General features: G+C 60.6%; 13 protein-coding genes. 7 read left to right on the top strand and 6 right to left on the bottom strand.

All coding sequences use genetic code 11. From position 1 onward, the window contains the following. Positions 1-118: 118 nt before the first annotated feature. The 6 genes from WGT02_RS07900 to rplI all read left to right on the top strand — a co-directional run bounded on the left by WGT02_RS07900 (position 119) and on the right by rplI (position 5,851). Complete coding sequence (locus tag WGT02_RS07900; RefSeq protein ID WP_024316469.1) at positions 119-1,162, top strand: aldo/keto reductase; 1,044 nt, start codon at positions 119-121, stop codon at positions 1,160-1,162. Positions 1,163-1,357: 195 nt separating this feature from the next. Beyond that, the gene (locus WGT02_RS07895; RefSeq protein WP_208248414.1) at positions 1,358-3,133 is read left to right on the top strand and encodes an adenylate/guanylate cyclase domain-containing protein; all 1,776 of its coding nucleotides are present in this window, start codon (positions 1,358-1,360) and stop codon (positions 3,131-3,133) included. A 255-nt stretch (positions 3,134-3,388) separates the two neighbouring features. Next, a complete protein-coding gene (gene rpsF, locus WGT02_RS07890) occupies positions 3,389-3,853 on the top strand; it encodes a 30S ribosomal protein S6 (protein ID WP_024316467.1) in 465 nt (154 codons plus the stop codon). 12 nt (positions 3,854-3,865) lie between these two features. After that, positions 3,866-4,114 (top strand): 30S ribosomal protein S18, encoded by a 249-nt coding sequence (gene rpsR / locus WGT02_RS07885; RefSeq protein WP_004680498.1) that lies wholly within the window; start codon positions 3,866-3,868, stop codon positions 4,112-4,114. A 156-nt stretch (positions 4,115-4,270) separates the two neighbouring features. Then, positions 4,271-5,254 (top strand): DUF2232 domain-containing protein, encoded by a 984-nt coding sequence (locus WGT02_RS07880; protein ID WP_208248417.1) that lies wholly within the window; start codon positions 4,271-4,273, stop codon positions 5,252-5,254. 21 nt (positions 5,255-5,275) lie between these two features. Continuing rightward, a complete protein-coding gene (gene rplI, locus WGT02_RS07875) occupies positions 5,276-5,851 on the top strand; it encodes a 50S ribosomal protein L9 (RefSeq protein WP_024316465.1) in 576 nt (191 codons plus the stop codon). Positions 5,852-5,910: 59 nt separating this feature from the next. Here rplI and WGT02_RS07870 read toward each other — a convergent pair whose 3' ends face one another. The 3 genes from WGT02_RS07870 to WGT02_RS07860 are packed head-to-tail and all read right to left on the bottom strand — an operon-like array spanning position 5,911 to position 9,127. After that, positions 5,911-6,975: an HlyD family secretion protein gene (locus WGT02_RS07870; RefSeq protein WP_024316464.1), complete on the bottom strand. Its 1,065-nt coding sequence runs from the start codon at positions 6,973-6,975 to the stop codon at positions 5,911-5,913. Positions 6,976-6,990: 15 nt separating this feature from the next. Continuing rightward, positions 6,991-8,673, bottom strand: coding sequence for an MFS transporter (locus tag WGT02_RS07865; RefSeq protein WP_208248420.1), 1,683 nt, complete (start codon positions 8,671-8,673; stop codon positions 6,991-6,993). Positions 8,674-8,683: 10 nt separating this feature from the next. After that, positions 8,684-9,127 (bottom strand): MarR family winged helix-turn-helix transcriptional regulator, encoded by a 444-nt coding sequence (locus WGT02_RS07860; protein ID WP_024316462.1) that lies wholly within the window; start codon positions 9,125-9,127, stop codon positions 8,684-8,686. A gap of 341 nt (positions 9,128-9,468) precedes the next feature. On the opposite strand from WGT02_RS07860, the gene WGT02_RS07855 reads away from it, so the two are divergent. After that, positions 9,469-10,965, top strand: a complete 1,497-nt coding sequence (locus WGT02_RS07855) for a replicative DNA helicase (RefSeq protein ID WP_024316461.1) — start codon at positions 9,469-9,471, stop codon at positions 10,963-10,965. A 31-nt stretch (positions 10,966-10,996) separates the two neighbouring features. Here WGT02_RS07855 and WGT02_RS07850 read toward each other — a convergent pair whose 3' ends face one another. The 3 genes from WGT02_RS07850 to WGT02_RS07840 form a co-directional block, all read right to left on the bottom strand. Then, positions 10,997-11,299: an AzlD family protein gene (locus WGT02_RS07850; protein WP_024316460.1), complete on the bottom strand. Its 303-nt coding sequence runs from the start codon at positions 11,297-11,299 to the stop codon at positions 10,997-10,999. After that, the gene (locus WGT02_RS07845) at positions 11,296-12,000 is read right to left on the bottom strand and encodes an AzlC family ABC transporter permease (RefSeq protein WP_208248424.1); all 705 of its coding nucleotides are present in this window, start codon (positions 11,998-12,000) and stop codon (positions 11,296-11,298) included. The genes WGT02_RS07850 and WGT02_RS07845 overlap by 4 nt, the downstream gene beginning before the upstream one ends. A 72-nt stretch (positions 12,001-12,072) precedes the next feature. After that, positions 12,073-12,876 carry an AraC family transcriptional regulator gene (locus tag WGT02_RS07840; RefSeq protein WP_208248427.1) on the bottom strand — a complete coding sequence of 268 codons (804 nt, stop codon included), beginning with the start codon at positions 12,874-12,876 and terminating at the stop codon, positions 12,073-12,075. Positions 12,877-12,950: the final 74 nt, after the last annotated feature.

Here is a 12,950-nt window from a genome sequence, read left to right as displayed (position 1 = left end):
AAGGCTTTTCCGGCGGCGAGAAAGCCCGGTTTTGCCTCTTGCGCTTGCACAATTCCGGTCTAGATTTGCGCCGTCCTTCCAGACCTTTTCTTTTCCAGATCACCTTCAAGGCTTTCAGATGAAATACAAGGAACTTGGCCGCACGGATATTTCCGTGTCCGAAATCTGCCTCGGCACCATGACCTGGGGCACGCAAAACACGGAGGCCGAGGCGCATGGGCAGATGGACTATTCCGTCGAGAAAGGCGTCAACTTCTTCGACACGGCCGAGCTTTATCCAACCACACCGGTTTCGGTGGAGACGCAGGGGCTGACGGAAGAGTATATCGGCGGCTGGTTCCAGAAGACTGGCAAGCGCAAGGATATCGTACTGGCCACCAAGGTCGCGGGTCCCGGCCGCTCCTATATTCGCGACGGCGACGGCGCCGATGCCAACAACATTCGCTTGGCGATCGAGGCGAGCCTGAAGCGGCTGAAGACGGACTACATCGACCTCTACCAGATTCACTGGCCGAGCCGTGGGCATTTCCATTTCCGCCAGGCTTGGCACTACGATCCCTTCAAGCAGGACCGCGCGAAGGCGCTCGCCAATGTCATCGAAATCCTCGAGACAATGGGCGAACTGGTGAAGGAGGGCAAGGTGCGCGCCTTCGGTCTCTCCAACGAGACGACCTGGGGCACGCAAAAATATCTATCGCTTTCCCAACAGCTCGATCTGCCGCGCGTCGCGACGATCCAGAACGAGTACAATCTGCTCTACCGCCATTACGATCTCGATCTGGCGGAGTTGTCGCATCATGAGGACGTCGGTCTGCTCGCCTACTCTCCCCTCGCCGGCGGCATCCTCAGCGGTAAATATGTCGACGGCGCCAAGCCGGAGGGCTCGCGCGGATCGATCAACGGCGACATCGGCGGCCGTTTGCAGCCCTTGCAGGAAGCGCCGACGAAGGCCTATCTCGATATCGCTGCACGGCACGGGCTCGACCCTTGTGCGATGGCGCTCGCATTCTGCCTGAGCCGCCGCTTCATGGCATCCGTGATTATCGGCGCGACGACGATGAAGCAACTCGATACGGACATAAGTTCGGTCAGCCTCAAGCTGTCACACGAGGTTTTGGCTGAAATCGAGCAAGTTCACCGCCAGTACCCGATGCCGATCTAGGGCTGTCAGACGACGCACAACGATCTGGCCTTCCCTGGCCAGATCGTTACTCCGCATGGAAGCCGTGCGGCTTTCGCCGGCACTTGCAACGACAAGTTTCGGTGACTTCGCCCGGCTATCAATTTCTGCTTCTCCGTTTTGCGCATTTCAGCTAGGTTTATAAGGCTCTGGCAGCGCCACAGGAGCGCTTATACCGTGGAACGGAAGCTCGCAGTCATCCTTGCCGGCGACGTTGCCGGCTACAGCCGCCTCGTTGCAGCCAACGAGGAAGATGCGCTTGCGACGCTGAGCATCTACACCGCTACGATCAGCGATTTCGTACGAGAGCATGGAGGACGGGTCTTCGGCAGCGCCGGAGACAGCGTCGTTGCGGAATTCCCAAGCGCCGTACAAGGCGTTCGCGCTGCGGTCGCGATCCAGCGCGCGCTTCATCGACGCAACGCCGACCTGCCGCCGGACCGGCGGATGGAATTCCGTCTCGGGCTCAATCTCGGCGATGTCGTCGTCTCCGGGGAGAACCTGCTTGGCGACGGAGTGAACGTCGCAGCCCGTCTGCAGGAGGTAGCGCTGCCTTCCGGACTCTGCATTTCCGGCGGGTTGCGCGAGCAGATCGAGGGAAAGCTGGACTTTCCCCTCGTGCCGATGGGCGACCGCACGCTGAAGAACATTCCTCGCCCGGTGCCAGTGCATCGGGTCCATTGGGGCCGGGAAGACCCGGTGGAAACGGGCGCGCTCGGTGGACCGCTCAGACTTCCGGACAAGCCCTCAATCGCCGTGCTGCCTTTCGTCAACATGTCTGACGACCCGGAGCAGGAGTTCTTTGCCGATGGCCTGACCGAGGACATCATCACGGCGCTCTCGCTCTACCGCTGGTTTTTCGTCATCGCCCAAAACTCATCGTTCGCCTATAAGGGGCGCGCCGTCGACGTCAAGCAGATCGGACGTGATCTCGGCGTCCGCTACCTCGTCGAGGGAAGTGTCCGCAGGTCCGGGACGCGCGTCCGTGTCACCGGGCAGCTGATCGAGGCCGAAAGCGGCGTTCACCTGTGGGCGCAGCGCTACGACAGGGAAATATCCGATATCTTCGCCATTCAGGACGAACTGACCCCGAATGTCGTCGGCGCAATCGAGCCGGAAATCCTCATTGGTGAAAGCCGGCGTGCGCTGATAAGGACAACGGACAATCTCGACGCTTATGAGAGCCATATGCGCGGCACCTGGCTCCATAACGCGCAGGATACCGTCGAGCATTTCATCGAAGCCATTGCCTGGCACCGCCGCGCGATCGAGCTCGATCCCGATTTCGCACGCGCCCATATGATGCTTGCCCGCTCACTCTACGCCCGATGCTTCCATGGTTTCAGCGACGACGTGGACAGGGACAGCACCGAACTGCGAATAGAGGCGGAGCGCGCCGTCACGCTCGACCCGCGTGACCCCTACTCGCACTACGCGATGTGCCTTGCGCATTTCGTAGCCCATAACGCGCCGGCGGCGATTGAGGCCGCCCAGCAGGCGATCGACCTCAATCCCAATTTTGCCCTCGCGCATATGGCTCTCGGCTGGGCGCGGATATTCAACGGTCACTTTGTCGAAGCTCTAGACCCCCTTTATATGGCCACGAGGCTAAGCCCGCACGATCCGCTGGCCTATCTCATTCTCGACCGCATTGCGCTGTCGCACTATCACTTGGGCAACTACGAAGAGGCTGTGCATTACTCCGAGCGAGGTCTTTCGCTCCGCCGCGCCTATTTCAATCGCGTTGTGCTTCTTGCCAGCCTGGGGCAGCTCGGACGCCAGGAGGAAGCGCAGAGGCTGATCCCGGAAATCTTGACAAGCGTGCCAGCCGATCTCGAGCATTACTGGAAGATCCTGACACCTTATGTCGCCCCCAGCCACTACGACCATTTTGTCGACGGCCTGCGCAAGGCGGGGCTTCCGTCGTTGAGCGCGCAGCGACAACATTGCTGACTGTCCCTTGCGTTTCCGCCAAAAATCCGTATAAGGCGCCCTGTTCGCAAACCCGGTCTTCTGGCTGGTGGCTGAACGGAGGGCCGGTTTTCGCAAGAGAATCGTCGGAACGGAAGCGTTCCAGCCTCCCGTGTCTCCGCTCTCGACCGTCTCGGAACGCTTTTCTTGCTTGGCGCTTGCCGCCTGTCAGGAGCAGTCGTTGAGGCTTAGCCGCCGAATATCGGGTTGAACCAACGCAAGAAAGGCAAAGCTGTCATGGCTCTTTATGAACATGTATTCCTTGCCCGACAGGATATTTCCGCTCAGCAGGTCGATGCCCTCGTAGAACAGTACAAGGGTGTGATCGAAGCTAACGGCGGCAAGGTCGGGCGCATCGAGAACTGGGGCCTCAAGTCCCTCACCTACCGCATCAAGAAGAACCGCAAGGCACACTACGCCCTGATGGACATCGATGCACCGGCAGCTGCCGTCCAGGAAATGGAACGCCAGATGCGCATCAGCGAAGATGTCCTGCGCTATATGACGATCGCAGTTGAAAAGCACGAAGAAGGCCCGTCTGCCATGATGCAGAAGCGCGACCGCGACGACCGCGGCCCGCGTGATGGCGCCCGTGGCCCGCGTGAAGGCGGCTTCGGCGACCGTGGTCCTCGCCCGCCGCGTGAAGGTGGCTTCGGTGACCGTGAAGATCGTCCGCGCCGTCCGCGCGAAGACCGTGCATAAGGAGATCTAAGAATGTCTGAAGCTTCCTCCGCTCCGGTCCGTCGCCCGTTCCATCGTCGTCGCAAGACGTGCCCGTTCTCCGGCGCAAACGCTCCGCGCATCGACTACAAGGACGTCCGTCTCCTGCAGCGCTACATTTCCGAGCGCGGCAAGATCGTTCCTTCCCGTATCACGGCTGTTTCGCAGAAGAAGCAGCGCGAACTCGCTCAGGCGATCAAGCGCGCTCGTTTCCTCGGCCTGCTGCCGTATGTCGTCGCTTAGTTAGCTGACGAGACCAAATCGAGGGAAGGCAGCGATGCCTTCCCTTCTCCCTTTCGCGATGGGCGCGAATCGGAACTCTTAAAACCCATGTTGAGGCCTTTCTGAAACCGATTCAGGAAAGTCCCTCTAACTGCTCGATGAAGCAGGACAGCGACCGTGAAGCAACTGAACGCAAAAACGCTAGGCATCGGCGCGCTCGCCGGATTGACCGCCGCACTTCTGGTGCTTGGCGCCAGCATGCAGCCGTCGTTCAGTGCCGTTCCCTATGCTGCATCCGCACTTCCCATTCTTCTTGTCGGCCTCGGCTGGGGCAACATGGCGGCCATCTCTGCCATCGTCACCGCGGCTACAGTTGGCGCGATCGCCATCTCGCCGTCCTTCGCGCTGATGATGACGCTGGTCACGCTGCTGCCGGCCGGCTGGCTCAGCCACCTTGCAAACCTTGCCCGCCCGGCCTCCGAACTCGGCGGTCCCGATCATCTGATAGCCTGGTATCCGCTTTCGGACATTCTGCTGCACCTCTGCGGCCTGGTGACGATCGCCGTCATCGTCGTCGGACTGATGATCGGCTACGGCCCAGATCTCATCGATCGGCTCGTGGACGTGATGTTCGGCTCGCTTGCACAGCAGCAGCCCGAGTTTTCGCCCGATCCGGCGGTAACGGCGCAGACCAAATCCCTCGTTCTGCTCATGCTGCCCGCCATTCAGGGCGGCATGTGGGTGGTGATGCTGTTTGCCGCCTATTACATCGCGACCCGGATCGTCAGCGCATCCGGCCGCGGCCTGCGTCCACGCGAGGATATCCCCTCGGCGCTGCGCATGAACCGCAATTCGATCTTCGTTTTTCTCGTCGGTCTTGCCGCCACCTTCTTCGGTGGCATGCCGGCCATGATCGGAGCAACCGTCGTCGGCACCTTCGGCGCCGGCTTCCTGCTTTCCGGCTTCGCCGCGCTGCACTTCCGCACGCGCGGCAGGGATTGGCGCCTGCCGGCGCTCATCCTCTGCTACCTGGCATCGCTCATCCTGATGGTGCCAGCCTTTTTCATCCTCGTGGTGGGCTTGAGCGATACCCGCAAGGCCATCGCACTGACCCCGCACAAGGATGTCGATGCCCCCAAACAGACAGACACGAAAATCTAGAGACACGAAAGGAACACGAACATGGAAGTCATTCTTCTTGAACGCATCTCCAGGCTCGGCCAGATGGGCGAAACCGTAAAGGTTCGCGACGGCTTCGCCCGCAACTACCTCCTGCCGCTCGGCAAGGCGCTTCGCGCCAACGAAGCCAACAAGAAGCGTTTCGAATCCGAGCGTTCAACGCTCGAAGCTCGTAACCTCGAGCGCAAGTCGGAAGCACAGAAGGTTGCTGACGCCCTCGACGGCAAGTCGTTCATCGTCGTCCGCTCGGCTGGCGAAACCGGCCAGATGTACGGCTCGGTCGCTGCTCGCGACGTCGTTGAAATTCTCGCTGCAGAAGGCTTCAACATCGGCCGCAACCAGGTTCATCTGAACACCCCGATAAAGTCGATCGGCCTGCACAAGGTTGAGCTGCAGCTCCACGCTGAAGTCGAAATCCACGTCGAGCTCAACGTTGCTCGTTCGGCTGAGGAAGCTGGCCGTCAGTCCAAGGGTGAAACCCTCACCTCCGTTGACGCCATCTACGGCGTTGACGAAGACGCTCTTCGTCCGGAAGACTTCTTCGATCCGGAAGCTGACCTCGAAGGCGACGAAGCTTAATTTTCGGAGAGATCCTCTCTGGAAATCTAGGAAAGCCCGGCCGGTGCCGGGCTTTCTGCTTATTTGGCGGCTGTGTTCTGCTGCGGCGGAGCGTTCTTGTCGACGTCGACGACGACCGAGAGCCCGGGGCCCAGATCCTTTACCGCCGGCTGGTCGGCATCGAAGCCGATGCGCACACCGACACGCTGCGCGATCTTCACGAAATTGCCCGTCGCATTGTCCGCCTTGATGACCGCGAATTCCGACCCGGCGGCGGGCGAGAAGCGCTCGATGAATCCCTTCAGGCGCTGCTTGCCAAGCGCATCGACCGTGATGGTCACCGGCTGCCCGACCTGCATGCCATAGAGCTGTGTCTCCTTGAAATTCGCGACGACCCAAACATCCTCCGGCACAACAGCCATGAGCTGTGTTCCCGCCGTCGCATACTGCCCGACGCGTACGCCGACTTCGCCGAGATGACCGTCGCGCGGCGCGACGATCTTGGTGTTCTGCAGGTCTATTTCCGCGAGGTGCACCGCGGCTTCCGCGCTTGAAACATTGGCTTCCAGCAGCGAGCGATTGACGATGATCGTTGCAAGGTTTTGCTCGGAAACTTCCAGCGCGGCCTTTGCCTGGTTCAGCGCAGCCTTGGCCTGGTCAAGTGTCGCCTGCGCGGCTTCTGTCTCACTTTGCGATGCAATGCCGCGGTTGCTGAGATTGCTGACGCGATCCCAGGCCTGCTGCGCACGCGTCAGCGATGCATTCGCGCTATCGATCTGCGCCTGGCTGGAGGCGATGCTCGCCTTTGCCGAGAGTTCCGACTGGCGCGAATTCTCCAGCGACGCCTTCTGCCCGTCGAGCGCCGCACGCGCCTGGGCAAGCCTCTGGGCGTAGATGCGGTCGTCGATCTGGGCAAGCGTATCGCCCTGTTTGACCTGCTGATAGTCCTTCACGGGAACATCGACGACATAGCCGCTCACCTGCGGGCTCATGATCGTGACATAGCCTCGAACATAAGCATTGTCGGTCGTCTCTACTGACGTGACGAACGGCGGCAGGCGCCATGCATAGAGAACGAGGAAGACGCCGGCGATGCCGGCGAGCACTGCGATGACGGTCGAGGGGGACCGAAGGAGCTTCAACATGTTGGGACCCTGAGATCACGATGGAGCGGGGGTTGCATCGGGCTGGCTTGTCCTGGCCCGGGCCAGCCGGCGCCACGCTTGATGGAGAAGAATGACGATCAGGCCAAAGACAGAGGAGTAGCCGATGACGAGGAAGGTGTCGTTGTATGCGAGAATATAGGCCTCGCGGCTGACCTGCTGGGCGAGCAGCACCAGACCTTCAGCGTTGAGCAGCATCTTGTCGCCAAGCACCTTGCCGTATGCCGCGCTCAGCTGTGAGATGCGCTGCGCCACGATCGGATCCTGCAGCAGGATGTGCTCGACGAGCACGTTCGAGTGGAACTTCTCCCGGATGGTCACGAACGTTCCGAGCATCGCCGAGGCAAACAGCGAGCCAATGCTCTGAGTGAAGACGAAGATCACAAGGAAGTTGACGATATACGGCATGCCGCGGGAGATCGCGGCCTTGAAGCCCTTCGCCATGACCGGCGGCAGGAACATCGCTGCACCGGTGGCGACCATCGCCTGGCTCAGATACATCTGAGGCGGTCTGGTCAGGCTCGTCGACTGGCTGTCCAGAAAGGCGCCGCCTGCGATGAGAGCGAGTGCAAATACGTGGGCGGTCTCAACGTAACGCGTCGTCATCAGAAATGCACAGAAAAGCCCGCCAGCCAGGGAAGCAAGGAGGATGACCGCATAGAGCGTTACGGTCTGGTCGTTCAACAATCCCAACTGCTGGTAGAAGCTGGCGGCGGAGGACGATTGCTCGGAAGAAACGAAACGGAAGAGCAGCAGGACGCCCGCCATGCGCATATTGGCCCCCGAAAACAGCCAGCGGAAATCGATCAGGGGACTGCTGCGCGGCAATTCGATCACCAGCATCAAAGCGATGGAGCCGACCGATATGGCCAACAGAACGCCGATCCAGGGCGCCTCGAACCACCAATAAAGTCGGCCGAGCGTCAGCACGACAGCCAGGCAGCCGAAGCCGACAGCGAGCAATAGATAGCTCAGAATGTCATGCAGCTGGATGACATTGGCCCGAGGCGGTGCCGTGAGCGGCAGCAAATAGATGATCGGAAAAACGATCAGGGCGAGCCCCATCTCGAACATGTAGAGCGCCTCGTACCCGCCGAACTGAAGCAGCGATGGCGAGACGATGCGCGCGACGGGCGACGCAAACAGCGTGCACATCAGGGCGAGGCTAATCCCGAGCGAGAGCTTTTTTTCCTGAGGGAAAGGCTCCAGCATGTATAGAAAGCCGAGCGTCGAGAGCGGCGCGGCGGCCATGCCGCTCAGGGTGCGCACGACGATCGCGGAATGCAGGTCCGTGACAAGGAGATTGAGCACCGCCGCAACGACGAAACAGATAATGCCGAGTTCAGCGAAACGGCGAAGACCGTATTGTGTACGGATCTTGAAGAGGGCAATCGACATGCTGGCATAAGGTGCCATATAGGCCGCCGAGAGCCAGGAGACTTCAGTGGTGGTCGCGGAAAACGAGCCCTGCAGCTGATAGATGTTGGCGGTCAGCAGGTTCATGCCGAGGCCCTGGGTCAGAAAAAGCAGGACCGACGCCGCCATGTAGAGCGGCATTTTCCAGACCGGCATCGGCACGCCCGCCGCCGGTGGCGGCGACGGCGTCTGTTGCGTGTCCGGCTTCGCCTCTTCGGCGGGCCGTGGCGCCACATTGTCGTTGGCGGTCTCGGCGAGGCTCATCGGCAGGACCTCAAATTCCGCGAATGCCCTGCAGGTTGGCTTGCATGGCCCGGATCACTTCCAAAGTAGTCTTCAGATCATTTTCGGGAATACCGGCGATGACCTGTGCGCGCACTTTCACGGCGATGTCATCAATCTCGCCGGCCACGACCTTGCCGGTGTCGGTGATATAGATTTCCTTGGCGCGACGATCGGAGCCGGCCACACGCCGCTGGACGAAACCTTGCCCTTCCATCGCATCTAGAATTCTGACGAGCGTTGGCGTCTCCAGCTCCAGCCGTTCGGCAAGTTCACGCTGGTTGATTCCGTCCTTTTTGTTGAGCGTGAAGAAGACACGGGCGCGCGGCAACGTCATGTTGCGCTCCCGCACTATCTTGTCGAAGACGGCTCTGAGCTTGCGATTGAAAGCGGCAAGGTCTTCGATAAGCTCGCGCCCGAGAACGGGATTTCCCATATATTTCAGTCCTATTTCGTTAGCATGCTAATTATATCTTTACTACCTATATTGTTTTCCGGTCTTTTTCAAGAGCCGTCAGCCTCTGTTTGGATGCAAGTCTCCCCCGACGGGCTTAGACTACCACGCAAGACACAATGGAAGTGAGTCGTTTCTGGCCGTGTTCTGCAGGTGACACTTTCGGTATTTTTGCACTGACCGCAAGTACGGCTGTGGAGAAGTCGAACAACGGGCAAAGGCCTTCTGTATCGACGGCGGCACACAAGCCTTCTCGCTTCCGCGCTTGATTTTGTCGCTTGCGCGCGCCACACCCGAAGCTGAAGAAGACAGAACGGATCAAGATGAACGACGTCGCTCGAAAGATTGCCGCCGTTGCTCCAGCGGAGCAGCACTATCGGGAAGCCCCCAACAATATCGAAGCCGAACAGGCGCTTCTCGGCGCGATCCTGATGAACAACGACGCCTACTACCGGGTGTCGGACTTCCTGAAGCCGATCCATCTCTACGAACCGCTGCACCGCAAGATCTTCGAAGTCGCGGGCGACATCATCCGTATGGGCAAGATCGCCAATCCGGTGACGATCAAGACCTTCCTCAAGGCTGAGGAAAAGGTCGGCGACATGACGGTCTCCGAATACCTCGCTCGGCTCGCCCGCGAAGCCGTGACCATCATCAACGCCGAAGACTACGGTCGGGCGATCTATGATCTGGCGCTCCGCCGCGCACTCATCACAATCGGTGAAGACGTCGTCAACATCGCTTATGATGCACCGCTGGACATGCCGCCGCAGACACAGATCGAGGACACTGAGCGCCGTCTGTTCGAACTCGCCGAAAACGGTCGCTACGACGGCGGTTTCCAGGCGTTCAACGACGCGGTCGCGCTGGCGATCGACATGGCGGCCGTGGCCAAGGAACGCGACGGTGGCCTTTCCGGCATTTCCACCGGCATCCACTCGCTCGACTCGAAGATGGGCGGCCTGCAGCGCTCCGACTTGATCGTACTTGCCGGACGTCCCGGCATGGGCAAGACCTCGCTTGCAACCAACATCGCCTACAACATCGCCGCCGCCTATGAGGGCGAAGTGCAGGCGGACGGCAGCATGAAGGCGAAGAACGGCGGCGTCGTCGGCTTCTACTCGCTCGAAATGTCGTCCGAACAGCTCGCCACGCGTATCATCTCCGAACAGACGGAAGTCTCGTCCTCGAAGATCCGCCGCGGCGACATCAACGATGCCGACTTCGAAAAGCTCGTCGCCTGCTCGATGATGATGCAGAAGGTGCCGCTCTATATCGACCAGACAGGTGGTATCTCGATCGCCCAGCTTTCTGCTCGCGCCCGCCGATTGAAGCGCCAGCGCGGCCTCGATTGCCTGGTGGTGGACTATATTCAGCTGATGACAGGCTCGGGCAAGTCTGGCGAAAACCGCGTGCAGGAAATCACCCAGATCACCACCGGCCTGAAGGCGCTCGGCAAGGAACTGAACGTTCCGATCATCGCGCTTTCCCAGCTGTCGCGTCAGGTGGAAAGCCGCGACGACAAGCGCCCACAGCTTTCCGACCTTCGTGAATCGGGCTCGATCGAGCAGGACGCCGACGTGGTGCTGTTCGTGTTCCGCGAGGAATATTACGTCAAGAACAGTGAACCGCGCGATATCGCCGATCCGAAGTACCCGGAATGGGAAGCCCTGTTCGACAAGGTAAAGGGCACCGCCGACGTCATCATTGCCAAGCAGCGCCACGGACCGACCGGCACGGTGAAGCTTGCCTTCCAGTCTGAGTTCACGCGCTTTGCGGATCTCGCCGATCCCTCCTTCATCCAATACGAAGAGCACTGACGAGTTCTTTCTCGTCAGTGCGCCATTCGATCTACAGGCCGGCAGCTCGCAGGACGGCAACGGTTGCCACGCCGACGGCAACACTTGCAAGCATCGGCAGGCGGCGCGCTGCGAGCGCCGTCACGAGGCAGGCAGCCGTTTCGGCCCAGCCTGTCGCAAAGGCAGTGGGTGCGATCACCGCCATTAGGACCGCCGGCGGGATAGCCTCGATGGCCGTTCGGGTCTGCTCGGTCATCTCGACATGGCGAATGAGAAGCAGGCCGCTCATCCGTGTCAGCACCGTTGCAGCAGCCATGGCGAGGATCGCAAGAAGCGTGTTTATCTCCAGGGTCATGCCGTGACCGCCTTCGCCTTGCCCGTCCACAGCGCCGCGGCAAGTCCGGCGAGCGCGCCGGCGGCGATGTACCAGACGCCAGGCACGAACTGGTGAACGAGAACGGCCGCCAGAGCGCTCGCAGCCAGCACCGATCCCGTCTCGCGCCCCTTCCAGAATCCCATCACCAGCACCACGAAAACCGCCGGAAAGGCGAAGTCGAGCCCGAGGGCAGCCGGATCGCCGAAGAAGGCGCCGAGCGAGGCGCCCATCAGCGTGGCGCCGACCCAAGCCACATAGAACGGCATGGCGATGCCGGCAAACCACGAAGGCGTCAGCCGCGCCACGCCTGCTCGGAATTCGGCGATCGCCCATATCTCATCGGCCAGGAACAGCATGGCCGCATATTTCCGCACGCCCGAGAACGATTGCATCTTCGTGCCGAGGGACGCGCTCATCAGGACGTGGCGGATATTGACGAGCAGCGCGGCAAAGCCGATGCCCGCCCAGCTTGCCGGGTGCGTCCAGAGATCCATGGCAACGAATTGCGAGCCACCGGCAAAGACCAGTGCACTCATCAGGGTCGCCTCAAGAGGAGACAGGCCTTTCGTGGCCGACACTGCGCCGAAGACGAGACCGATCGGAATGACGGCGACGACGACAGGCAGGATTGCTCTCGCTCCGGCAAGAAAATCGCCGATCGGTCGCCTTTGCGTAGGCATTGAATCCTCCAGAACTGCTAAAGCTCGGAGGGTGTTAAACCGCTGCACGGCGACCGTCTTGAACGAAAGTGATCACCCCGCGCGATACTGTCCCGGCGTGACGCCGGTACGCGCTTTGAAGTGGCGGGTGAAATGCGCCTGGTCGGCGAAGCCACACTGGATCGCCACGTCGGCAGGCGCCTGCCCTGCCCGCAATAGCTTGCGCGCCTCGCGCACCCGCTTGTCGGTCAGAAAGGCATGCGGGGTGATGTGATACTCGCGCCGGAACGCCCGGATGAGATGCGCGCGGCTCAAAGCCGCGACTTCAGCCAATTCATCAAGCCCGATGTCGCTGTCGAAATTATCGGTCAGATAATCGCGAGCGCGGCCAACCGCGCTACGCTCCTTCGTATCCACCGGCACGACGATCGTGCTGCCGTAACGCTGGAAGATCGCCGCGAGCACGCGAAACATCGCCTCCTCCGATTCCAGTGCTCCCGCACCGCTCTCCAGCACGCGATGAGCGGAATGGAAGGCAGCCGCCATCTCGGGATCGTTGAGAAGCTCCTTCGGGAAGGACGGCGTGCCGTTGAAAGCCCTGCCGGTCACGTCTTCGAGGATGTCGACGAAGAGTTTGGCATCGGGATAGATCATTCGATAGCGATACCCCTCGCCGCCCGGAACGCCGTCATGCACGACGCCTGGGTCGATGAGATAGAGATCGCCTGCGCCGGTCTCCTCCCGGACGCCCTTCATCGTTGCGATCTGCGTGCCGCTTTCGATCGCGCCAATCGAGAAGGTGTCGTGGGCATGAGGCGCATACTCATGCGTCAGGAAGCTTGCGCTCAGGCATTCCATGTTGCGGAATCGCGTCGGCCGCCTCTTTTTGCGATACATTCTCCATCGAACCAAACTACTTCAGGCGCGCGCCTGCGTCTTGAACAAAAGTGATCGCAAGATCGATATCTCCT

The sequence above is a fragment of the Rhizobium sp. T1470 genome, assembly GCF_042140505.1.
In the GTDB taxonomy this organism is placed as follows: Bacteria; Pseudomonadota; Alphaproteobacteria; order Rhizobiales; family Rhizobiaceae; genus Rhizobium; species Rhizobium favelukesii.
Note: the sequence above shows the minus strand (reverse complement) of the source record. Positions and strands in the feature narration are given on the sequence as shown.